General features: G+C 44.9%; 21 protein-coding genes. 5 read left to right on the top strand and 16 right to left on the bottom strand.

The features are described from left to right. Positions 1-9: 9 nt before the first annotated feature. A complete protein-coding gene (locus AC3CIA_RS14810; RefSeq protein ID WP_009844701.1) occupies positions 10-276 on the bottom strand; it encodes a DUF4212 domain-containing protein in 267 nt (88 codons plus the stop codon). A gap of 449 nt (positions 277-725) precedes the next feature. On the opposite strand from AC3CIA_RS14810, the gene AC3CIA_RS14805 reads away from it, so the two are divergent. Then, the gene (locus AC3CIA_RS14805; protein WP_488518268.1) at positions 726-2,477 is read left to right on the top strand and encodes a potassium/proton antiporter; all 1,752 of its coding nucleotides are present in this window, start codon (positions 726-728) and stop codon (positions 2,475-2,477) included. On the opposite strand, the gene AC3CIA_RS14800 is transcribed toward AC3CIA_RS14805, so the two are convergent. From AC3CIA_RS14800 to arcA, 8 genes are all read right to left on the bottom strand, one after another. Further along, positions 2,474-3,103: a response regulator transcription factor gene (locus AC3CIA_RS14800; RefSeq protein WP_012604978.1), complete on the bottom strand. Its 630-nt coding sequence runs from the start codon at positions 3,101-3,103 to the stop codon at positions 2,474-2,476. The genes AC3CIA_RS14805 and AC3CIA_RS14800 overlap by 4 nt on opposite strands. A 212-nt stretch (positions 3,104-3,315) precedes the next feature. After that, entirely contained in the window at positions 3,316-5,181 is a 1,866-nt protein-coding gene (locus AC3CIA_RS14795) for a protein-disulfide reductase DsbD (protein WP_017096529.1), read from the bottom strand. Between the two features lie 175 nt (positions 5,182-5,356). Beyond that, positions 5,357-5,845 (bottom strand): arginine repressor, encoded by a 489-nt coding sequence (locus AC3CIA_RS14790; protein WP_009844705.1) that lies wholly within the window; start codon positions 5,843-5,845, stop codon positions 5,357-5,359. A 328-nt stretch (positions 5,846-6,173) separates the two neighbouring features. Beyond that, a complete protein-coding gene (pyrI, locus tag AC3CIA_RS14785; RefSeq protein WP_065207424.1) occupies positions 6,174-6,638 on the bottom strand; it encodes an aspartate carbamoyltransferase regulatory subunit in 465 nt (154 codons plus the stop codon). Positions 6,639-6,653: 15 nt separating this feature from the next. After that, positions 6,654-7,583 carry an aspartate carbamoyltransferase gene (gene pyrB, locus AC3CIA_RS14780; protein ID WP_086048588.1) on the bottom strand — a complete coding sequence of 310 codons (930 nt, stop codon included), beginning with the start codon at positions 7,581-7,583 and terminating at the stop codon, positions 6,654-6,656. 496 nt (positions 7,584-8,079) lie between these two features. Then, a complete protein-coding gene (argF, locus tag AC3CIA_RS14775; protein ID WP_086048589.1) occupies positions 8,080-9,090 on the bottom strand; it encodes an ornithine carbamoyltransferase in 1,011 nt (336 codons plus the stop codon). A 203-nt stretch (positions 9,091-9,293) separates the two neighbouring features. Next, positions 9,294-10,205: a carbamate kinase gene (gene arcC, locus AC3CIA_RS14770; protein WP_086048590.1), complete on the bottom strand. Its 912-nt coding sequence runs from the start codon at positions 10,203-10,205 to the stop codon at positions 9,294-9,296. Positions 10,206-10,278: 73 nt separating this feature from the next. Next, complete coding sequence (arcA, locus tag AC3CIA_RS14765; RefSeq protein ID WP_488518267.1) at positions 10,279-11,502, bottom strand: arginine deiminase; 1,224 nt, start codon at positions 11,500-11,502, stop codon at positions 10,279-10,281. A gap of 640 nt (positions 11,503-12,142) precedes the next feature. Between arcA and AC3CIA_RS14760 the strand changes: the two genes are divergently transcribed. Further along, the gene (locus AC3CIA_RS14760) at positions 12,143-12,346 is read left to right on the top strand and encodes an arginine deiminase (protein WP_488518903.1); all 204 of its coding nucleotides are present in this window, start codon (positions 12,143-12,145) and stop codon (positions 12,344-12,346) included. On the opposite strand, the gene AC3CIA_RS14755 is transcribed toward AC3CIA_RS14760, so the two are convergent. The 3 genes from AC3CIA_RS14755 to aspA form a co-directional block, all read right to left on the bottom strand. Next, positions 12,323-13,771, bottom strand: coding sequence for a YfcC family protein (locus tag AC3CIA_RS14755; protein ID WP_054548235.1), 1,449 nt, complete (start codon positions 13,769-13,771; stop codon positions 12,323-12,325). The genes AC3CIA_RS14760 and AC3CIA_RS14755 overlap by 24 nt on opposite strands. 542 nt (positions 13,772-14,313) lie before the next feature. After that, complete coding sequence (locus tag AC3CIA_RS14750; RefSeq protein ID WP_004729714.1) at positions 14,314-15,621, bottom strand: anaerobic C4-dicarboxylate transporter; 1,308 nt, start codon at positions 15,619-15,621, stop codon at positions 14,314-14,316. A 181-nt stretch (positions 15,622-15,802) separates the two neighbouring features. Continuing rightward, positions 15,803-17,254, bottom strand: a complete 1,452-nt coding sequence (aspA, locus tag AC3CIA_RS14745; protein ID WP_017083812.1) for an aspartate ammonia-lyase — start codon at positions 17,252-17,254, stop codon at positions 15,803-15,805. Between the two features lie 284 nt (positions 17,255-17,538). Between aspA and AC3CIA_RS14740 the strand changes: the two genes are divergently transcribed. Then, positions 17,539-18,063, top strand: coding sequence for an FxsA family protein (locus AC3CIA_RS14740; RefSeq protein ID WP_488518266.1), 525 nt, complete (start codon positions 17,539-17,541; stop codon positions 18,061-18,063). A 181-nt stretch (positions 18,064-18,244) separates the two neighbouring features. Here the strand turns inward: AC3CIA_RS14740 and AC3CIA_RS14735 are convergent, their stop codons facing one another. From AC3CIA_RS14735 to AC3CIA_RS14720, 4 genes are all read right to left on the bottom strand, one after another. Next, entirely contained in the window at positions 18,245-18,724 is a 480-nt protein-coding gene (locus AC3CIA_RS14735) for a tRNA (cytidine(34)-2'-O)-methyltransferase (RefSeq protein ID WP_004729711.1), read from the bottom strand. 77 nt (positions 18,725-18,801) lie between these two features. Further along, positions 18,802-19,419: a superoxide dismutase gene (locus AC3CIA_RS14730; protein WP_488518265.1), complete on the bottom strand. Its 618-nt coding sequence runs from the start codon at positions 19,417-19,419 to the stop codon at positions 18,802-18,804. 76 nt (positions 19,420-19,495) lie between these two features. Then, a complete protein-coding gene (cpxA, locus tag AC3CIA_RS14725) occupies positions 19,496-20,875 on the bottom strand; it encodes an envelope stress sensor histidine kinase CpxA (RefSeq protein ID WP_102504177.1) in 1,380 nt (459 codons plus the stop codon). Further along, the gene (locus AC3CIA_RS14720; protein WP_017080183.1) at positions 20,875-21,564 is read right to left on the bottom strand and encodes a response regulator; all 690 of its coding nucleotides are present in this window, start codon (positions 21,562-21,564) and stop codon (positions 20,875-20,877) included. The genes cpxA and AC3CIA_RS14720 overlap by 1 nt, the downstream gene beginning before the upstream one ends. Before the next feature lie 179 nt (positions 21,565-21,743). On the opposite strand from AC3CIA_RS14720, the gene AC3CIA_RS14715 reads away from it, so the two are divergent. Continuing rightward, positions 21,744-22,253, top strand: coding sequence for a CpxP family protein (locus AC3CIA_RS14715; RefSeq protein WP_065207420.1), 510 nt, complete (start codon positions 21,744-21,746; stop codon positions 22,251-22,253). Positions 22,254-22,416: 163 nt separating this feature from the next. Next, positions 22,417-23,325: a CDF family cation-efflux transporter FieF gene (gene fieF, locus AC3CIA_RS14710; RefSeq protein WP_026012358.1), complete on the top strand. Its 909-nt coding sequence runs from the start codon at positions 22,417-22,419 to the stop codon at positions 23,323-23,325. The last annotated feature ends 309 nt before the right edge of the window (positions 23,326-23,634 follow it).

Genomic DNA, 23,634 nt, shown 5'->3' with positions numbered 1-23,634 from the left:
TTCTAGCCTCTAGTCTTCCTGTACGTTGTATTTTTTGTCCAGCTTATTCATGCGAACAACGTAAATAAATATCAACGCCACGAAGGTATAAATTGAACCTTGTTGAGCGAACCAAAAACCTAGCTTAAACCCGCCAAATTGAATGGTATTTAGGACATCCACAAATAAGATGCCAGCGCCATAAGACACCACAAACCAGACAGCGAGTAGTGTTCCCATTATTCCCAAGTTTTCCTTCCAGTAGGCTTGAGCATGTTCCGTAGATTCGAACGCCATTGCCTTCTCCTTTAATTCCGTTTTCGTAGAAACCGTTTTGTGAAACCGTTTTTGTAAAATAGCGTGTTAACGTAATGTTACGATTTAGAATGTAGCAAGGATAAGTCAAGGGATCTGTGCAACTTTAGTCGGGACGCTATTAGCGCTAATGTCCTGAAATATGGGAGCTAGGAGACAGAACCATAGAAAAACGTGATGTTGCAATGATGTTAAATTAGCCAAAGGTCTAACAAAAAGAGATGAATTAGACTGCGAGTCATAAAATTTAACAACTAAATGACCGAGAAACGGTATTTAGTCCTGCTTATGACACGAAGCGAAACATAAGTTTGTTATAGTAACTACGGCACTTTCACCGACCGTGCCTTGCTAAACGGCAGAAGATCAACAAGCTAGTGGCAAAAGAACAACAGGCTTAAAGCTCGAATTTTATTCTTTGGGGGAACGAATTGGACGCAATAACCATTAACCACTTATTTTTGACTGGTGCCGTACTCATCGCCATCAGTGTACTTTTCTCACAAGTGTCCTCTCGATTGGGCGTTCCGATTCTTTTAATCTTTTTGTTCGTTGGTATGTTGGCGGGCGAAGATGGCCCCGGTGGCATTAATTTCAATGATTACTCGCTGACTTATTTGGTGAGTAACCTTGCGCTTGCCGTGATCCTGCTTGATGGTGGTATGCGAACTAAGGTCGCGAGCTTCAAGGTTGCGTTTTGGCCATCGCTCTCGCTGGCGACGATAGGTGTCGCGTGTACTGCCACTCTTACTGGTTTGATGGCCGCGTGGCTATTCGATTTATCATTGATGCAGGGTATCTTGGTTGGCGCGATTGTCGGCTCGACCGATGCGGCTGCGGTATTTTCTCTGCTGAAAGGGCAGAGCCTCAATGAGCGTGTTGGCTCAACCCTAGAGATCGAATCGGGTACCAACGACCCAATGGCGGTGTTCCTGACGGTGACCTTAATTGCGCTTCTGGGCACGCCTGATGCTGAAATGGGGATGAACTTTCTACTGAAAAGCTTTGCGATGCAGTTTGGTATCGGTACCCTTGTTGGTATTGGTGGAGGTTGGGTTCTATGGAGTCTAATTAACCGAGTGCAACTGGCGGATGGCCTTTACTCTATTTTGGTGCTCAGTGGTGGTGTGGCGCTGTTTGCGTTCTCTAACATGCTGGGCGGCAGCGGTATCTTATCGATCTACCTTGTAGGCCTGTTCATTGGTAATCGTCCGACGCGCTCTCGACACTCTATTCTTAATGTTCTTGATGGTATGACGTGGCTAAGCCAGATCGTGATGTTCTTGGTATTGGGCTTATTGGTGACGCCATCAACGTTGATGGACATTGCTCTGCCTGCGCTAGCGCTGGCCTTCGGTATGATTTTGTTTGCTCGTCCGCTGTCGGTTTGGTTGGGTTTACTGCCGTTCAGAAGCTTTACCACCAAAGAACGTTGGTTTGTTTCTTGGGTAGGTTTACGTGGTGCAGTTCCGATCATTTTGGCGGTTTTCCCGATGATGGCTGGCCTGCCAAATGCTCAGCTGTATTTCAATATCGCCTTCTTCGTGGTTATGGTTTCGTTGATTGTTCAAGGCGGCAGCTTAATGAAAGTCGCAAGACTCGCTAAAGTGACTCTACCGCCAACGCCAACACCGATTTCTCGTACCGGTATCGAGATTTATCCGACCAGTGAATGGGAGATGTTTGTCTACAAGCTGAAAGAGGAAAAGTGGTGTGTCGGTGAACCGCTCAAGCGTTTATCGATGCCTGAAGGGACGCGCATTACCGCACTGTTTCGACAAGATGCCTTGCTTCACCCATCGGGCAGTACCATATTAGAGGCGAACGATATTCTCTGTGTGCTTGGTCAAGATAAAGATCTAGATAGCCTAAGTGAGCTGTTCAGTGAGGCACCTTTGGCAGAAGAAGCCGCTCGATTCTTCGGTGACTTCTTCTTAGATGTTGGGTTATCGGTCGCTGCGGTAAGCGATTGTTATGGTATTGAACTGGGCTCGGAAGAAGAGCGAGAAATGACGCTAAAACAATTGGTTGATCAAGAGCTTGGGGCACACCCGGTATTAGGCGACAGCTTTATGTGGCATGACATTACTTGGGTGGTTGCAGAGATAGATGATCATAAAGTCGTCAGGTTGGGTTTATGTTTACCAAAGACGACTTTAGAAGAGGATATAAGCGAAGTTTAGTTGTGGACTTCTTGTAGCAAGATAACCGCCTGAGTTCGGTTTTTCACATCCAGTTTACGGAAGATGGCTGTCATATGTGCCTTGATAGTCGCTTCCGAAACATTCAATTCATAGGCGATTTGCTTGTTTAGCAGGCCGTCTGAAAGCATCCCTAACACCTTGTATTGCTGGGGCGTCAGTGTGGAAAGCTTTTCCGCAAGGTCGCTACAGGCTGCATTGTTGGTGATAAGGCCTTCAGGAAAGAACGGGTCGCCATTCAGCACTTGATTCAGTGCACTCACCAATTCACGCATATCACTCGACTTAGGAATGAAGCCAAAGGCACCGTGGCTCTTCACTTGAGTGACAACGCTGGCATCCTCGCTGGCTGAGATCACCACAATCGGTAAATCTGGATATTCAGCACGTAGTTGAATTAAGCCCGACATCCCGTTTGCTCCCGGCATTTTAAGGTCGAGAAGTAACAGGTCCGGTTCATCTTCTTTTTTTAGTAGAGTCAGTAAGGCATCGAGAGAATCAGCCTCAAGCAGGTTCGCACCGCTGATAGCCATATGAACTGACTGAAACAGGGCGTTGCGAAAGAGAGGGTGGTCATCAGCAATGATGATGGTATAGGTCGAGTCCATGACGTTCATACTTTTAACAATTTAGTTAATATTTATTATCATCCTGATTGAGTATGTGGACAATATTTATGCATTAAAAGTCTGAACCATATCGACTTTTATCCCCAGAATAAGAAAGCGTTACTCTGAATAGCAAAAAAGCCGCACTGCCATCTCGTTATGGAGGGGCGGTGCGGCTTTCGTTTAGGCGGATATTCCGGTGAATATTGCCGTTATAGCTGGTGGTTTTGCATATGTTTCAAGAATACATCGGCAGGCATAAAGCCCGTCACACGAGCATTTGGAACATGGTTACCCTCGCCATCCCAGAACTCAATTGTTGGTAAGCCGAGTACCTGTAATTGTTTAAGCAGTTCAATATCTTGAGGCATGTTTCTCGTTACGTCAGCCTGAAGCAGGACGAAATCAGAAAGCTTGTTCTCAACATCTGCTTGGTGGAAGGTGTACTTCTCAAACTCTTTACATGCCACACACCAATCGGCGTAGAAATCGAGCATCACTGGCTTACCGAGTTTCTTGGCTTCGATGAGCTGGATTTCTAACTCTTCAACCGTGTTGACGCGTGCAAATTGGATTTGTTGCTCAACCACCACGCTCTTTTCTGCGAACCAGTAATTTAGCGCAGGTTGAGCTGATGCGAACAGGCCAAGCATCGCGATGATACCTACAGCGCTCTGTTTCCAACCACCGAATGGCAGTGCATTCTTGCTGTGGTAAAGCCAACCAAAGGCGATGAACCCAAGACCAGACCAAAGTACCGTTGCCCACAATTCAGGAATAATTCGCTCTAGCAGGAAGATAGGCGCTGCCAGCAAGATAAAGCCGAATACGATCTTCACCTTGTCCATCCAGCTGCCTGCTTTTGGTAGTAGCTTATTACCAAACACCGCAACCAAAATCAGCGGAATACCCATACCCATCGCTAACGCATACAGAGCGATCGCTCCGGTTAATAGGTCGCCACTTTGAGCCACATACAATAACGCGCCTGACAGTGGCGCTGTGGTACAAGGTGAACACACCAAGCCAGAGATAGCGCCCATTGCGAACACGCCCAAGGTATTACCACCTTGTTGTTTGTTGCTTTGGTTATTAAGCCAAGTTTGGATACTGCTTGGCAGTTGTAGGTTATAAACGCCGAACATCGACATCGCCAACGTCACGAACAGAACACTCAGCGCGATTAATACGTAAGGGTGTTGCATCGCAGCTTGGAACTGCATGCCAGCTGAAGCAACCACTAAACCTAATAAGGTGTAGGTCAGCGCCATGCCTTGCACGTAGATGAAGGACAGCATCAGCGCACGACCTTGGCTGAGCTTACCGCCACCTAGCACAATACCCGTTAGAATCGGATACATAGGCAGGACACACGGCGTAAAGGCCAAGCCAACACCGAGTGCGAGGAATAATAATGGCGTCCACCAACTGTCACCCAGCTTATCGGCTAAGCCTGCTTCTTTTGAAACGGGAGCATTGGTTTGTTGAGTGGTATTGCTTGCTGCGTCAGCGGTAGGAGAAGAGGCTTGTACTGAATTGTCAGCTTCACCAGCTGCATCAGAAGAACCTTGTAAAGCACCACTGTTTTGCACATCACTGCTTTTCATATCCCCAGAACTCGTCGCAGTAAACGGTTCAATGTCGATTACTCGGATCTCTGGTGGGTAACAGAAACCAGCATCTGCACAGCCTTGATACTTAACGATCAGCTGTGAGCCATCTTGGTAACTCTGTAGAGGAACTTGCACGAATAACGGCTGAGTATAAATGCTCACCTCACCGAAGAATTCATCTTGGTGTGGTTGGCCATTTTCCATTTCAACATTGCCGATAGTGAGATTTTGGCCAGTGAACGAGAGGCTATGTTGATAGAGGTAGTAGCCCTCTTTTACTTGCCAGTCGAGAAGGACCTTGCCGTCTTGCTGGTAGTAATTGAAAGGGAAAGCTTGGTCTACAGGGACAAAACCGTTGTTATTGCCTCCGAAGCTTGGCTCGGCGTTGTCGTTTCCAAAAAGCGCCCACGCAGGCTGGGTGAACAGGGAAACACAAACAAAAAGTAATGTGGCAAGTCGTCGCATACTATTTAGTCATCAAAATGGAGTTGAAGGTATCTTAACTCAATCAGACCGTAATAGTTTGTGATTAGTTTCATCGGTAGACAAATATCCCCTAAGGCGGGTGGGCTATTTTCTGGGGCAGTCGAGAGAGTGTCAGTCGCTCAACATGAGTTGTCAGCTTTTGCCAATAAGACATTTAAGCCACTCCTAAGCGTGCTCTTACTACTTGTTCGCAAGCATCTATATTCGTGGTGTCTTTCGGAATAATTAACACAGTGTCATTGCCGCCAACCGTACCGATAATCTCGGTATGTGGGTCGATATCAACCAATCTTGCGACCAACTGTGCGCAACCTGGGTTTGTTTTTACGATCACCATTGCTTGGTTGTGAGTAATTAATTCGATTTGTGATGAGATTGACGCATCGACACGTACCGGTGCGCTTTCTACGGTGATGCAGTAAACCTTTTTACCACAGGCGTTCTGAATTTTGACAACACCGAGTTGTGACAAAATGCGAGACACAGTCGACTGGCTAATACCTGTATAGCCAATGTCGACGAGTTTCTCTCGCAGCTGGTTCTGGGTTGAGAAGCTTTGCTGTTGTAGTAAGCGTTTGCACGCTGCAGTCAGTGTTTTATCTTCAGCTGAATACAAGCAACCGTGCTCAGTGATTTGGTTCATGAACAACTCCTTTAAGGCCAACATGTGGATATCGCTTGTCCATAGCGCAGAACGCACTCCCAAAGCCGTAGAGTACGATTGTTAATTAGGGCTTACCGATGAATCCCGAAATTAATAGGAAGGGTATGCGTGATGTATGATCTTCTATTCATTTAGTCTACCACTAAAGAATAGTTATCTTTTTGAAGGCGATCACCAAACAAAATTCTGGTCATTTGCTTTTTTTGTGGAATTTTATTCTTTTGGTAAGTGGATATTTATTCCGGGTTAGGAATAAATATCCATGTAGTTTGAGTGGTTTCTTTTACGAAGGTAAGAGCGCTAAGGGCTAGCGGATTTCACTCATGATCTCGCGAGAGAATACTTTTTCACAATAGTGACATTTTAGTTGTACGTTTTCGTGTTTTAGCTGCACTTTAAAGTTACTTTCAACGGGTTCACCGTGCGAAATACAGTTGCTATTCGGGCAAGTGTACACACTGGTGATTTGGTCTGGCAGCACAAGTGTCAGCTTGTTAACGACCTTGTACTCCTCAATCTGATTCACCGTTGCCTGCGGCGCATACAGAGCCAATTGGTTGGCTTGTTCCTTAGTCAGAAAGATGTTCTCAATCTTGATGAGGTCTTTATTGCCGAGCGCAGATGATGGCAGATTTAATCCCATGGTGATGCGTTGTTCTGTTTTGTGTAGCTTAAACAGTTTAAGGATTTTGATACCAAGATGAGCAGGGATGTGGTCAATCACGCTGCCGTTACGGATCGCTTCTACTTGTAGCTGAGTTTGTTTAACCATGACTGTTTCTCCTGCTTATAAAGTGTCGTTAAGAACTAGGGCCAATAGAGCTTCGCGAGCGTATACACCGTTTTCAGCTTGTTCGAAGTAGTAAGCGTGTGGCGTTTTATCTACGTCGGTTGTGATTTCGTCGACACGTGGTAATGGGTGAAGCACTTTCATGTTTTGGCGTGCCTCTTTCAAGGTATCGGCGGTTAGAATGTAAGCCGACTTCATGTGCGCGTATTCTGACGCATCAAAGCGCTCTTTCTGTACGCGAGTCATGTATAGAACATCCAGCTCAGGCACCACTTCTTCAATGCTGCTGTGGGTACTGTATTGGATCCCCATCTCTTCCAATTCTTCACAGATGTAATCAGGCATCGCTAACACTTCTGGCGCGATAAAGAAGAAACGCACGTTATTGAATTTTGATAGTGCTTGCGTCAATGAGTGTACGGTGCGGCCATATTTTAGGTCGCCGACGAACGCCACATTAAGGTTATCGAGCGTGCCTTGCGTTTCGTAAATCGAGAACAGATCCAATAAGGTTTGCGTTGGGTGTTGGTTGGCACCGTCGCCACCATTCACAATTGGCACACCGTTAGAAAATTCAGAAGCCAAACGTGCTGCGCCCTCTTGTGGGTGACGCATCACAAAAGCATCAACGTAAGAAGAAATAACCTGCACCGAATCGGCAAGTGTTTCGCCTTTTTTCGCTAGCGATGTGTTACCGCCATTATCAAAGCCGATGACGGTGCCGCCAAGGCGTTGAACTGCGGTTTCAAATGAAAGGCGAGTACGAGTTGAAGGCTCAAAGAAGCAGCTCGCAACGACTTTATTTTTCAGCAGCTCAGGGTTTGGTTCAGCCTTGAGCCTTGCTGCAGTATCGACGATAAGCTCCAGTTCATCACGAGATAGCTCTGGAATGGAGATGATGTGCTTGTTAAATAACGAATGCGCCATAACGGGTCTTCCTTCTATGCATACAGTCAAATTGCGGATAAAAAAAAGCCCCCTAAAAATAGGAGGCTTCGAAACGATCAATAGAGAAAAATAAAAATGACACCAACGCCACTTTAGGGCGTGTTGGTTGACAATCATGTGCGACAAAATTGCGGTTCATTTTTTGCTCTCTTAAGACAAATTGCGGAGGATTATACTCAGATAAAAACGCCATGCAATACTTTCTGTAAAGTATTCATTTAATGGATTTTTATGCGAAATAACATCCATTTTGCTCTCCCATTTAAGCCTTTGTTGGAACTGAGAGTTGCAGGCTTTTTCAGGAAATAATCTCTTCAACCACATGAAAAAAAATGCGAGTTTTATTCAAGGTCAAGATCCCAAGAACGCCACCCGCATTTCCCTGTCATTGCACTTAACTTATCAACGTACTTCGAACAAGTGAGTGCTTAGCTTCTTAATTTTTTACTTCTTAACTGCTTAATTTCTTAATTGCTTAGCTGCCTAATGTCGCAACCATTACTGCTTTGATGGTGTGCATGCGGTTTTCTGCTTCATCGAACACGATAGAGTATTCAGACTCAACCACTTCATCTGTTACTTCAACGCCGTCTTTTAGCTGTGGATATTCAGAAGCAAGTTGTTTACCTACTGTTGTATCTTCACCGTGGAAAGCAGGTAGGCAGTGCATGAATTTCACATGTGGGTTGCCCGTTGCTTTGATCATGTCCATGTTGACTTGGTAAGGCATCATTAGATTGATACGCTCAGCCCACGCTTCTTTCGCTTCGCCCATTGATACCCAAACATCGGTGTATAGGAAGTCACAACCTTGCACGCCTTCTTGAACATCTTCTGTTAGTGTAATTTTGCCGCCAGTGTGCTCTGCAATCTCACGACACTCAGCTAATAGCTCTTCTTGTGGCCAGAATTGTTTTGGAGCAACAAGGCGAATATCCATACCCATTTTCGCAGCGCCAACCATTAGAGAGTTACCCATGTTGTTGCGAGCATCACCTAGGTAAGCAAACTTGATTTCATGCAGTTGCTTGCCACGGCCGTATTCCGTCATAGTTAGGAAGTCAGCTAGGATTTGTGTTGGGTGGAATTCGTCAGTCAGGCCATTCCACACAGGAACGCCAGCGTAAGCGCCTAGCTCTTCAACGATTTCTTGACCAAAGCCGCGGTATTCGATGCCATCGTACATACGGCCTAGAACGCGAGCGGTATCTTTCATTGATTCTTTGTGGCCAATTTGAGAGCCAGATGGGCCTAAGTAAGAAACTCGAGCACCTTGGTCGAATGCCGCTACTTCGAATGCACAGCGAGTACGAGTTGAGGTTTTCTCAAAGATAAGCGCAATGTTTTTGCCAGTCAGTGTTGGCTGTTCGTAACCGTTGTACTTCGCTTTTTTTAGCTCCATAGAAAGATCTAACAAGTGTTGAATTTCGCGTGGAGTGAAATCTAGTAGTTTTAGGAAGTTACGATTGCGTAGGTTAAAAGCCATGATGTATTCCTTCTTAGATTTAGGCGCTTCCTTGTTACAGGGAAATAAAATTCAAGAAAGCGCGATTCAATTTTTAAGTTAAAGTTGTTCGGTTTTGTTTGTTTCGTTTAATTCTGTTTTCGCAAGCTTTAAAAGCTCTCAAGACTTAAGGTATAAGATTCTCAAGCTTTAAGTTTTTCAAGATGATAAAGCTCACGAATGCGTTAACCTTTGGTGATATTGGTGCCCGCTTGGCCTTGCAGTATTTGCAAACCATCTTCGAGTGCGCCGATACCAACGACTTTGCCGCCTTGCTGAATGAACTCGCACGATGCTTCAATTTTTGGCCCCATTGAGCCTGCATCGAATTGGAATTGCGCCAGTTCACTTGGTGTGGTGCTACGTAGTGCGTGTTGAGTCGGTTTGCCCCAATCAAGGTAAACAGCGTCCGCATCGGTCAAAATAAGCAGCGCATCCGCATCCAATTGTTTCGCTAAGAAAGCTGCAGACATGTCTTTGTCGATAACTGCTTCAACACCGACTAATTTGCCATTTTCTTTTTTCACTGGGATGCCACCACCGCCAGTACAAATTACGAGGTGACCAGCATCGATAAGTTGAGTGATTGCTTCGTGTTCAACAATGCCGGTAGGTCGTGGGCTTGGCACTACTCGACGGAAGTGTTGGCCGTCTGGTTTTACGATCCAGTGGAATTTCTCCGCTAACTCACGCGCTTCTGCTTCTTCGTAGATCGGGCCAATTGGCTTGGTTGGATCGGCGAATGCAGGATCATTTGGATCAACGGTCATTTGCGTCAACATGCATGAGATGTTGCGGTCAGGCAGGTAGTTTTTGAACTCTTGCATCAGCATGTAGCCGATCATGCCTTGAGTCTCACTGCCCAATACATCCAATGGATACGGGTTTACTTTTTTGTACTCCAAACCTTGTAGAGCAAGTAAGCCAACTTGTGGTCCATTGCCGTGCACTAGAACCACGTTGTACACTTTCGCGATTTCAGAGATAGTTTTAACAGCAGTTTCAATATTACGGCGTTGAACATCGGCTTCTAACGGTTCACCGCGACGAAGTAGGGCGTTCCCACCGAGTGCAACAACAACAGTTTGCTTAGTCATAATTGTGTTCTCTCATTTTGGCCAAGCTGAGATTATTCAAGATTGTTCAACTTGGCCGTTTTCGTCTTAGTGATTAGATACCATCACGCTCAATTGGACAGCTCATGCAGCGTGCGCCACCGCGACCGCGACCAAGCTCATCTCCAGGGATTGGAAGAACCGTGATGCCTGCTTTGTCGTATTTTTCGTTGGTGTATGTGTTGCCTTCGTAGCCAATAACAACGCCAGGTTTAACGGTAAGAACGTTGTTCGCATCGTTCCACTGTTCGCGTTCTGCATGGAAATTGTCGCCACCGGTTGTGATGAGATTTAGCTTGTCTACGCCAAGTGCTTTTTCGATAGCTGTTACGAAGTAGCCTTCTTCTTTCACTTTCACAGCGCCTGATTCATCGCCAGTTAGGTTCCAGCACTGCACGTCTTTACTTACCACTTCAGGGTAAACAGAGAACGTATCTTCGTTCATGTGAGTCATCACGGTGTCTAAGTGCATGCAAGAACGGTGTTTCGGTAGTTGCATTGCGATAACTTGTGTCGCTTGACCGTGTTTGAATAGGCTAGACGCTAAGTGCTCAACACCTTGTGCTGTTGTACGCTCAGACATACCGATAAGTACCGCGCCACGGCCAAGAACAAGAACGTCACCACCTTCGATCGTTGAGTTGTCGTAGTTGATGTTTTCTTCATCGCCGAAGTATTTAATGAAGTCTTCGCCTGCGAATGTTGGGTGCCAGCGGTAAATAGCGCGAACGTGGTTTGTTTCACGTTGACGAGCAGGTTTTGCCATCGGGTTGATAGATACGCCACCGTATACCCAGCAAGATGTGTCGCGTGTAAATAGGTGGTTTGGTAGAGGCTCGATAATGAAGTCAGTTGGTGCGTGCATGCCTTGCATCATTGAAGATGATTTCATTGGCATCTCAGCGTAAGACAAACCGCCCGTTAGAATTTTTGCTAGCTCTAGGTTTGGTAAGTCGCCCAAGTAGCAGCGCACATCATTGGCGAATGTTTTACCCAAACGGTAATCAGATACTTGGCAGCTTAGTAGCCAATCTTTCGCTTCTGACACCGCTAGTGTGTCGGCTAGCAAGTCAGTAAGAAGAAGAACCTCAACACCTTGATCACGTAGCGTTTGAGTAAATGCGTCATGCTCTTTACCTGCACGCTCAACAGCCAGTACGTCATCAAACAGCAAATCGTGACAGTTAGAGGGTGTTAGGTGAGTCAGTGCGCGTCTTGGACGGTGAACTAGAACGCGGCGTAATTGACCTATTTCAGAACCTACATAGAACTTACTCATGATCGTCTCTCTCTTATATATTTGAATTACTTTTATTGCTAAGAGTAATTATTTATTTTCAGTTGAGAAGAATGAATTATTTTATTCATATCTCTTGTCTGGAATTAATATTACGCCTGCTAGTCAGGTATTCTTAGAGATCTATCACAAATCGTTTTTTATCCCGCAGCCCTTTAAAATCAAGGGTTTTAACAAACTTTATGCACTTTCAACTATTGTCAGCCTTTTCTAAATAGTTAACTCCTTGGGAATATTATGCATGCTTTTTTCATTCACCTAGCTAGAATCCAATTTGTGAGGGATTATATGCAAAATGGTTTTATTGATAATAATGAGCTTAGATTGGAAGTATGCAATGTTAGTATTTATATATTTAATTTTGTACGTAAAATTAATTATTCTTTAACAATTTAAATGCGAATAAAGCTATTGTGGTCACACTTTATAATTGGGCTTTTTAAGCCAGTTTTCTATAAAAATCACTACTGTTTCCTCTTTGGTTATTACAGAGTTAATTACTTTAAATATAATTAACGCTAATAAATGACTAAATATTTTTATAAATATAAGAGCGAAGAATAGTTGGCGCTTTATTAGCTTTAACCTTGATGTTTAAACGTTGGCTTACTCTTTGTCGCAAGTGGTTTTTGCTTGTTTAAGCTTTGCTACTGAGATAGGTCATAGAGAGGCGTTAAATGAAGCGTGTGCAGCTCGTGAGGTTGTTTTGGTGAGCGGGTTGGAGTTGGATTCGATAGCGATAGCGATAAAAAAAGCCGCTAAGAAAGCGGCTTTGGATGAGAACGGAGTGAAGTGCTTTAAGTTAGATAAGCGCACCAATACTTAGTACAACGATGCAGAACACCATCAAGATACCGATTAATGGCATTACCCATTTAACCCAGCGCACGTAAGGGACGCGAGCAATCGCCAAGCCACCCATTACTACCGCAGAGGTCGGTGTGATTAAGTTCACCAAGCCAGAAGCGGATTGGTAAGCGGTGATAACAAGGTCACGACCTACGCCAGCAAAATCGGCCAACGGAGCCATGATTGGCATAGTCAGCACCGCTAACCCTGACGTTGATGGTACTAAGAATGACAATAGAATCTCTAAGAAGAACATTACGTTAATAAAGATAACTGAAGAAAGCCCCGTCACCATTTGTTCTGCAGAGAACAGAATCGTATCGGTGATCATACCGCGGTCCATCACGACCACGATACCACGCGCGATACCTATGATAAGCGCTACACCAAGTAGGTCGCGGGCACCATCAATGAAGCTAGTCGTAAACTCTTCTTCGCTCATGCGAGCCACAATACCGACAATGATTGTCGCTGCTAGGAACATCGCTGAGATCTCTGCCATCCACCAGCCAGCAACCGATACACCGTAAATCATCACAGCGAAAGAGCCACCGAAAATAGTGAGGATTAATTTACGCGTTGTGGTGAAATCAAGTTTTTCGTCGCTCGCGTTACCAAGGAAGTGCGCTTTGTTCTCTTCGTATTTGTCGTAGACAATCGAAGTTGTTGGGTCAGCTTGAACCATTCTTGCGTAACGCATGACGTAGGCAACACAAATTATCCAACCAATAACGAGCATGGCAATACGCAGCACGATACCGTCAGTAAATGGGATACCAGAGGCGTTGGCAGCGATCACGGTTGCGAATGGGTTAATCGTTGACCCTAGCACCCCAATCCCTGCGCCAAGCAGTACGGTCGCAGCGGCAACAAGAGGGTCAAAGCGAGCGGCCATCATTACAGGTACTAGCAGCGTATAGAATGGCAGTGATTCTTCCGCCATGCCGTAGACGGTACCGCCAGCAGCAAACAATGCCATCAGTATCGGTATCATCAACTCTTCTCGCCCTTCTAAGCGGGCGGTGACACGTTCGATACCGGCATCAATAGCGCCAGTTTTGGTTACTAGCCCTAAGAAGCCACCAATGATTAAGATGAACAGCGAAACGTCGATTGCTGCAGCTTCATAGCTATTGTGGTCGTAGAAACCGTCAATGGGCGCGAGTAGTACGTCAATCACACCTTGAGGGTTACCTTCTACGGCTTGATAGGTTCCGGTTACGGGAACTTCTCGACCTAGCTCTTCATTCATTGCTCGGTCGTATTGGCCTGCTGGAACAACCCAGGTAAGCAGGGCTACGAATGCAATTAGAATAAATAGAATGGTGTAGGCAGAAGGGAATTTAAAGTTGGCAAAGAAGCCGCCCTTTTTTTTCTCGCTTGGTATCGTCTGAGTCGTCATGGCTATCTCCTTACATCATCCTAAATAGAATTGACGTGAATTAGCGACTAATGTTTATAGATTGTAAATACAGTGATATTTATAAATCATTCAACGATATGAAATTATTGCCCTTATAGAGCGGTCATCTATATGACGTTGCCGACTTTAAATATAAGTATCTTTATATTTATATATCCAAATGAATTAAGATTTAATTTAACTGCGGTTATTTTATTCCTTACGCCGCCATTTAATTTTGGTATTGTTCACAAAAATAGTGACCAATGAATAGGCTGAAAAACGTTAGAAAAAGAGCAAGGTTTTTTGGTTAGTTAGCTTGGATTAATATTCGATGTAAATTAGATAGAAACAAGGGGTGGTTGCGTTGGCAGGCATTGTTAATGAATGGCGTGAATATTCTTGGAATTTTATTCAAACGTTATTTTTGTTCGGGTTTTTAAGTTTATAATGTTTATTTGATACGTATCAAATAAACACATTGTTCAGAAAAGAAAAAAGGAAGCCGAAGCTTCCTTTTAGGTTTGGTTTTTCAGCGAGTGTTAGATAAATAGACCGCCGAATGCGAAGCCGAGTGCTACCGCTGTACTGATTGTTGCCACACCAGGAATGAAGAATGGGTGGTTAAATACGTACTTACCAATACGCGTTGAACCTGTGTCATCCATCTCAACCGCTGCCAGTAGCGTAGGGTAAGTTGGAAGTACGAACAGTGCACTTACCGCAGCAAAAGAAGCTACGGCTGTTAGTGGTGCTACGCCAATCGCTAGAGCTGCAGGCATCAGTGCAACCGTTGTTGCACCTTGAGAGTAAAGCAGCATAGAAGCGAAGAACAGAACAAGAGCCAGCATCCATGGGTAGTCAGCCAGTAGAGCACCAGCAACGTCTTTGATTTCAGCAACGTGTGCATTCACAAACGTTGAACCTAACCAAGCCACACCCAGTACACAAACACACGCTGTCATACCTGAACGGAATGTTGGAGCCGAAGAAATCTTCGCTGCATCAATCTTAGTGAACATCACGATTGCCGCTGCTGCTGCCAGCATCACAGACATGATCGCTTCGTTACGGCCCAGTGCTGGGTTTTCAATTAGGCCAACAGAGCTAGAGATAGCGGCTGCGTAGCAAACAACAAAACCAATCGCCGCAAGGAAGATGTAAGTCGCTTTCTTCGCTGTTGGTAGAATTTCGCGTTTCTCTTCTGTTGCTAGCTTGATTAGACCTTTCTCTAGACGTTCTTGGTAAATTGGATCGTCTTTCAGTTCACTGCCCATGTAGTTCGCGACAACCGCACCAACCATACAAGCGATGAAGGTTGTTGGAATACAAACCATCAATAGCGTTAGGTAATCGACACCAAAGGGTGCAAGCATCGCTGCGAAAGCCACAACTGCTGCCGAAATAGGCGAAGCTGTGATCGCAATTTGAGAGGCTACAACTGCGATAGACAGTGGACGAGAAGGACGAACACCTTGGCCTTTTGCTACTTCTGCAATAACAGGCAGCGTAGAGAATGCTGTGTGACCAGTACCCGCCATTAGTGTCATTACAAAGGTCACAATCGGCGCGTAAAAGGTGATGCGTTCAGGGTGTTTACGCAAGAAGTTTTCTGCAATTTGTACCAACCAGTCCATACCGCCAGCAACCTGCATTGCTGCAATTGCGGTGATAACCGACATGATGATCAAAATTACATCGACCGGGATAAAAGATTGGCTTGTTGGAACACCAAGAATTAATGAAAGGGCAATAACACCAGCACCACCGGCAAAACCAATACCGATACCGCCAATTCTGGCCCCCAAAAAGATAAAGAGCAGGACGACAAATAGTTCTACTGCAATCATAAGTAACACCTCATTTTAGATTTTATTATGTGAACATTCGCCACTGGAATGTTCACATAATAGTTCTATGGTTTAGGTCTAATTAAGCAAAAACGCAACTAACGGAAATCCACAAGAACAGCAGGGTTAACCGTATTGGAGCCTAAAAAAGGGCTCCGTTTGGAGCCCTTTCTCGCTACCGTTATTCGTAGCGTTTAGCTTTATACTGAGGATGCATCAGATTTTCAACAGAGAAAATGTCATCAAGTTCTTCTTCGCTCAATAAACCGCGCTCTAGAACCACATCACGAACACTCTTACCTGTTTCAGCACAAATCTTACCTACAATGTCACCCTCGTGGTGGCCAATGTATGGGTTTAGGTAAGTAACGATACCGATAGAGTTAAATACGTGAGATTCACATACTTCTTTGTTCACAGTAATGCCGTCTACACACTTGTCGCGTAGGTTCACACATGCGTTTGTTAGGATGTCTAAAGACTCAAACATGCTTTGTGCGATAACAGGTTCCATTACGTTCAATTGAAGCTGACCGCCTTCTGCTGCGAAAGAAACTGTGTTGTCGTTACCTAAAACTTTAAAGCAAACTTGGTTTACTACTTCAGGTACAACTGGGTTTACTTTAGCAGGCATGATTGAAGAACCCGCTTGCAGTTCAGGTAGGTTTAGCTCGTTGAAGCCAGTACGTGGACCTGAAGAAAGAAGACGTAAGTCGTTACAGATCTTAGACAGTTTAACCGCTAGACGTTTAAGTGCACCGTGCGTCATTACGTATGCGCCACAGTCAGACGTTGCTTCGATAAGATCTTCAGCCGCTACACATTCTAGGCCAGTTACTTCTGCTAGGTGCTTAACTGCTAGGCCTTGGTAACCCGGTGCTGCGTTCAGACCAGTACCGATAGCCGTTGCGCCTAGGTTAACTTCAAGCAGTAGTTTTGAAGTGTATTCTAGGTTTTTGATTTCTTCGTTGATGGTTACAGCCCAAGCGTGGAACTCTTGGCCAACCGTCATAGGCACAGCATCTTGAAGTTGTGTACGACCCATCTTCAGGATTGTGTTGAATTCTTGGCTCTTAAGCTCGAATGCACCTTTTAGGTATTCGATAGCATCGATCAGTTTACGAACGCTGTTGTAAACAGAGATACGGAAACCAGTTGGGTAAGCACAGTTTGTAGATTGGCTGCGGTTTACATGGTCATTTGGGTTGATGAACTCGTATTGGCCTTTTTCTTTGCCCATAAGTTCAAGTGCCACGTTCGCCACAACTTCGTTCGCGTTCATGTTTACAGAAGTACCAGCACCACCTTGGAAAACGTCCGATGGGAACTGATCCATGCACTTACCAGTGTCTAGAATGAGGTCACAAGCTTCGATGATGTATTTAGCCACTTCGCTTGGAATTACACCTAACTCTTTGTTTGCTAAAGCCGCTGCTTTCTTTGTCATCACCATACCGCGAACGAATTCAGGTACATCTGAGATCGTTACATTTGAGATGTTGAAGTTTTCAACTGCGCGTAGAGTGTGAATGCCGTAGTAAGCATCAGCCGGAACATGACGTTGACCTAGTAGATCTTCTTCGAGACGAGTAGCTTGAGGAGCTTCAACTTGAGCTTCTGATAGATTAGCCATAACAGGATCCTTAGAGAATTATTCTGATTATATAGTTAGTTATTAGCCTATTCTGTGTGCAAATACTCCGTTCGCTAGAATATTGGGCTGATAAATCCGTCCTGACTTATGTGGCACATGATACTGTACTTAGCGCATAAAAATATTAAGTTGATCACCTTTTTCGTTTTTGTTTCGTCAATATTTAGCAAACTTATTCCGGGTCAATAAACACGCTTATTTACAGGATAAATTTGAGATTGGTAGGGCTTTCAGCGTAAACTGGACGTAACAAAGGAGGGCGTGTGTTTCCTATCTTATTATTACTCTTTATCTTCGTACCCATCATTGAGATTGGGCTATTTATTCAAGTTGGTGGCTTCTTAGGATTGTGGCCAACTATCGCGTTGGTTTTGATCACTGCATTTGTGGGTGCATCGCTGGTTCGTAGCCAAGGCATTCAGACACTTATGTCTGTTCAAGGTCGGTTGCAACAAGGCGAAATGCCAGCACAACAGATTCTTGAAGGCGTGATGCTTGCTGTTGCAGGCGTATTGCTGCTGACTCCGGGCTTTATGACGGACGCACTCGGTATGTTGGTATTGTTACCAGCACCAAGAGCGATAATTGCTAAGAAAATGATGGAAAAAATGGTGGTGACCAATATGTCTGGTGGTTTCCATGCGGGTGGACAAGCTGGTTTTGGCCAGAGCCCATTTGGACAAGACCCATTCAATTCTGGTCCATCTGACCAATCAAAAGACGGCAACACCTTTGAGGGTGAGTTTGAGAAGAAAGACGACGACAACGATCGTAACCGCTTAAATTAATGGTTTCTCTCTTTATATAGAGAGACAAACAGGAAAGGCTCTTACCTTTATCCTTCGCAAGAAAGAGATAATGGTAAGAGCCTTTTTTATTGCATGTTACCTGCTATTTACGATTGCTAGCAGGAACAGATAACAGGCCGTGTGAACAGTTATTTACTGAGATTAATTTACTGAGATTGGGTTATACCGCGCCTTCAAAACCCATTTGTCGCCAAGCTTCGAACGCAATAATGGCCACTGCGTTAGACAGGTTCAAGCTACGTGCTTCTGGCATCATTGGAATACGAATGCGTTGCTCCATTGGCATGCTTTCGATGAACTCAGCAGGCAGACCGCGAGACTCTGGGCCAAACATCAGTACATCACCTTGTTGGAATTTCGCATCAACGTGGTGGCCAGTGGTCTTGGTCGTACAAGCAAAGATACGGTAGTCACCCTCACGTTCATTCTCTAGATACTCAAGGAAGGCTTCTAGATTCTTGTGACGCTTTACTCGTGCGAGGTCGTGATAATCTAAACCCGCACGACGAACTTTCTTCTCTTCGAAATCAAAACCAAGCGGCTCGATAAGGTGCAGGTTTGCGCCGCAGTTAGCTGATAGGCGGATGATGTTACCCGTATTGGGCGCGATTTCTGGTTCATATAGAGCGATATCAAACATGTTGGTTCACAAGAATAATCAAAGATAGCCAGAGTATACGGTGGCAAGCTGAGTGAGTACAGTTCGCCACCCTCAGCTTAGGCCTGGTTCGCTAGTGCCTGCGCGTAGTTTTCAGATACCGCATTCCAATTCACTACGTTCCACCATGCATTGATGTAATCAGGACGACGGTTTTGGTAGCTGATGTAGTAGGCGTGTTCCCAAACATCGAGTGCAAGGATGGGCTCGCCATTACTGGCAACCGTATCCATCCACGGATTGTCTTGGTTCGAAGTCGAGATGATCTTCAGTTGTCCTTCTTCAACCACTAGCCAAGCGAAGCCTGAACCAAAGGTATTGATTGCCGCTTGAGCGAACTGATCTTGGAATGTCTCGAAATCTCCGAAAGTACTTTTGATAGCCTCGCCAAGCTCGCCCGTGGGTTCACCACCACCGTCTTGCGACATGCAGTTCCAATACAAGATGTGGTTGTAGTAACCGCCACCATTGTTACGAACCGCTGGGCTGTGCTGAGAAATGTTAGCGAAGATCTCGGTCAGAGACTGTTGCTCTAGCTCGCTGCCAGAAATAGCCGCAACAAACTTATCGTAGTAGGTTCTATGGTGCTTGCTGTAATGCATTTCCATCGTCTTAGCATCAATGTAAGGTTCTAGGGCGTCGTAAGCGTAGGGTAAAGTAGGGAAAGTGTGTGACATGGTAAATCCTCCTTAATTAGAGGATTTACCATGATGATAATAACAATCATTATCAACTGTGATCTTTGTGGGGGTATTATACCGGCAAGATTGGTAGGGTGATTTCGAGTTGTAATCCACCGAGCTGGCTACGGCTTGCAGTGATGGTTCCGCTGTGTTGGCGAATCGCACTTTCTGTAATGGTGAGGCCAAGCCCTGTGCCACCTGAATTACGATCGCGTGCCGTTGAAACTCGGTAGAAAGGTCTGAAGATAGAATCCAGTTCATCCTCCGGTACACCATCACCGTTGTCATTGACGCAAATCGTCAGCTGATCTTGGACAACATGGAATTGCACATCGACTTGGTCTTTACCGTAGTAGATAGCATTGCGCGTAATATTGTCTAAGGCACTCATCAGCAGCTTAGGATTACCTGAAATAGAACGTTCTGGGATCTCTGAAAACGTCAGTAATTTACCCATCTGTTCAGCTTCAAACTCTGCATCTTTTAAGATCTCTTCCCATAAGCTCGAGATAGGTTGCACCTCGCGAGTGATGTGGCTGTCGACCTGCATACGAGACAGCGTCAGTAGCTCACTGATCATTTGTTCCAAACGCTGCGCTTCGGTATCAATACGTTCTAATTCTTGGCTCTCACCTTGCTTACGAATTGCCAGTGCATTGGCCATACGTAGACGAGTCAATGGCGAGCGCAGTTCGTGTGAGATATCAGAAAGTAGTCGCTGTTGCCCTGAAATCATCTGGTTTACCGCTTCCACCATTTGGTTAAAGCTTTCACCCGCTTGTCTGAATTCTGAGGTGCCTTTTTCAAGTTGAGGGTCGACCTCAAACTGACCTTTTGCTACACGTTGCGCTGCGCGTTCAAGCCTGCGAGCCGGTTGGCTCAATGCCCAAGCTAACCAAAGCAAGAGCGGGGTGCTTGCTAGCATTACCGCGAGCAACAGCTGTAAAGGTCTATCAAACAGTCGTAGCAAAAATGGCGGTGGTTGGTTCCACTTTACTCCGGCATACATCAGTAATTCTTCACCAGCGAGTGTGATAGGTACTGGCCCTGCCACCATGTAGTGTCCGTATAGTTTCTGTTTTGGTACTTCAGGGTTATCAATCGAGGTAACAAAGTTGCGAATCGCCTTAAGTTTATAGTCCGAATGTCTTTTCGACGTAAGGACAGCACCTTCAAGGTCGGTTAAATAGATGCGAGCTCGAGAATCCTTGCGGCTACGTGGTGCCTCAAGTTGGAAAACAATTTTGCCTAGATTAGGTTCTTTGGCGTAGCGTTTCTCTGTGATTTTAGCGATACGCTCCAATTTATTTAGATGATCCGCGGGCACATCACGTGCTACACGTGGATCTAAATGAGGAAGTGATAGCACCGACAAAAGCACCAGTAACATGGTGAACCAAAAGATAGCAAAGATACGTCCATATAAGCTGGTGATTTTAGGGATACGCATTAATCTTCCTCTACCAATAAGTAGCCACGGCCTCGTAAGGTTTTGATGCGAGATTTGCCGTCGCTGCGCTCAGGAATCTTTTTACGCAGATTGGAGATGTGCATATCAATTGCGCGGTCAAACGCCGCAAGCCTTTTTCCTAACACATCTAAGCTCAATGCTTCTTTGGTGATCACTTGCCCTGGATTTTGGATAAGGTGACTCAGTAGTGCGAACTCGGTTGTGGTGAGGTCGATAATCTGTCCATTACAGTAAGCCTCTTGTTTGCCAGGGAATACTTCGATGTCTTGGTATTGAATGGTGTCGCTGGCTGATTTAGGCGCGGTGTTAGTCTGTGTTCGACGTAAGATGGCACGAATACGAGCGAGCAGTTCTCGGTCACTGAACGGCTTTGGCAAGTAATCATCTGCACCAAGTTCAAGGCCAATAACACGGTCGATCTCTTCGCCTTTGGCAGTCAGCATCAATACTGGTGTTTCCCAATTTTCTCTCAGTTTCTTTAGCGTTTCCATACCGTTAAGGCGCGGCATCATCACATCCAAAAGAATCAGATCAATCTCATCATTGATAGCGTCAAGTCCCGCATAGCCATCATTGGCTTCTGAAACAGTGAAGCCCTCAAAGCTCAGAATGTCTTTAAGTAAACTGGTTAACTCGGTGTCGTCATCAATAAGAAGAATGTTCGCCATTGGGAAGCCTTAATTGGTTATTTCACTTTAATAATACTGCTAATTATTCGTCAACTTTCACTCTTTACGATTCTTTACGCTTTCTAAACGTCGCTTTACGAGGGAAAGACTAATCTATATCTAAGCGCTGAGAAACAGACGCAACACATGACTTATTATACCGAATTGAGGCAACAATTATGAAAATGACTAAGAAACTTGTACTAGCAGCTGCGGCACTTCCACTAATGTTAGGTACAGCAAGCGCATTCGCATATGGCGGCGGCGATAAAGGCGACCACAAAGGCATGCACGGTAAATGTGGCGGCTTCGATAAGAAAGTGATGCGTCAACTAGACCTGACGGATGCTCAAAAAACAGAACTAAAAGAGATGCGCGAAGCGAACCGCGCTGAGATGAAAGCAAAACACTCAGGCAACAAAGCAGATAAAATGGCGCAAATGAAAGCGCATCACGAGAAAGTTCAAGATCTAGTTCTCGCGGATACTTTTGATGAAGCTGCAGCAAACGACCTAGCAAGCCAAATGGTTGAGAAGCAAACAGAGCGTCGCGTAGCAATGCTTAAGAAGCAACACCAAATGATGAGCGTACTGACACCTGAGCAAAAGACTCAGCTGAAAGAAATCCAACAAGAGCGCATGGCGAAGTGTGCTGACAAAATGGAAAAACGCATGAACAAAGACAAGTAATTCATGGCTTGAGAAAGCTGAATTGATTGAAAGTGTTTAGAAAGAAGCGGCCTAGTGCCGCTTTTTTGATCTTTAAAAATGAATGTATTACATCATGGCTGTCATATTCAATCGGTTGTTTGCGGGTTATACTTTGTGCTATCAGTCACTTTATAGCCAATTTATGAAACAAGAATACGCACGTTTAGTTACGCTCGCCGCTTGGGCTGCCACCATCATTGCCTCCATATTATTGGTTGTGAAGGTTGCTGCGTGGTGGGTGACAGGTTCAGTCAGTTTATTAGCTTCTGTGGTCGATTCGCTGTTGGATATCGCCGCTTCTGTCGTCAACCTAGTGGTGGTTCGCTACTCTCTTCAGCCTGCCGATAAAGAACATACCTTTGGTCATGGTAAGGCAGAATCTCTTGCTGCATTAGCACAAGCGATGTTTATTTCCGGTTCCGCTTGTTTCCTTATTCTTAATGGTATTGAGCGTTTCTTCCGACCGCATGAGCTGAACTCTCCTGAAATTGGTATTTATGTCAGCTTGTTCGCGATCGTAATGACCTTTGGTTTGGTTCGATTCCAAAAACATGTTGTCAGCAAAACGGGCAGCCAAGCGATAGCCGCCGATTCACTGCATTATCAATCCGACCTTTATATGAATGCAGCGATCATGCTCGCGCTAGCACTGAGCTGGTTTGGCATTGGTCAAGCGGACTCGGTATTCGCGATTGGTATCGGTATCTACATTCTTTACAGTGCCTACCAAATGGCAACAGAAGCCATTCAATCTTTGCTTGATAGAAAGCTGCCAGATGAAGAATTAAAACAGATAAAAGAGACATCGCTGAGTGTGGAAGGTGTGCTTGGCGTGCATCAACTAAGAACGCGTCGTTCAGGGCCTGTTCGGTTCATTCAATTGCATTTAGAACTCGAAGATAATATCCCACTTATTGAAGCGCACCGCATTTCTGACGAAGTAGAAGACAAGCTTATCTCCGTTTTCCCTGATGCTGATGTATTAATTCATCAAGACCCGTATTCGGTCGTATTTGGACCTGAGAAGCAGCAGAAATTTCACTCATGGTAAGCGAGCTAAAAAAGGGTTGGCAAATGGTAAGTAGGTGGCTTTTGAACTAAAGTGAGTAAAAATTACTAATTCTTCGGTGATTCAAAAATCACCTTAGTAACAATTAATGTTGATTCTGATGTGAATCAACAAAGTTACTGAGTAAAACTGTAATACTCTTACAGAAGTAGAAATGTTACATAATTTTACGCGATTTAAGTGCTATTCCTGTTGAGGAAATGTAACATAACGCACAAATATAGATTTAAAATCTTGTTGATATACAATCAGCAAGAATAAGAATTGAATAATAGATTCCCAAAAATCGAG

This window comes from Vibrio sp. QJM3NY_27, from assembly GCF_057785955.1.
The sequence above is the reverse complement of the archived record's forward strand: the minus strand, read 5'-3'. Positions and strand labels throughout refer to the sequence as shown.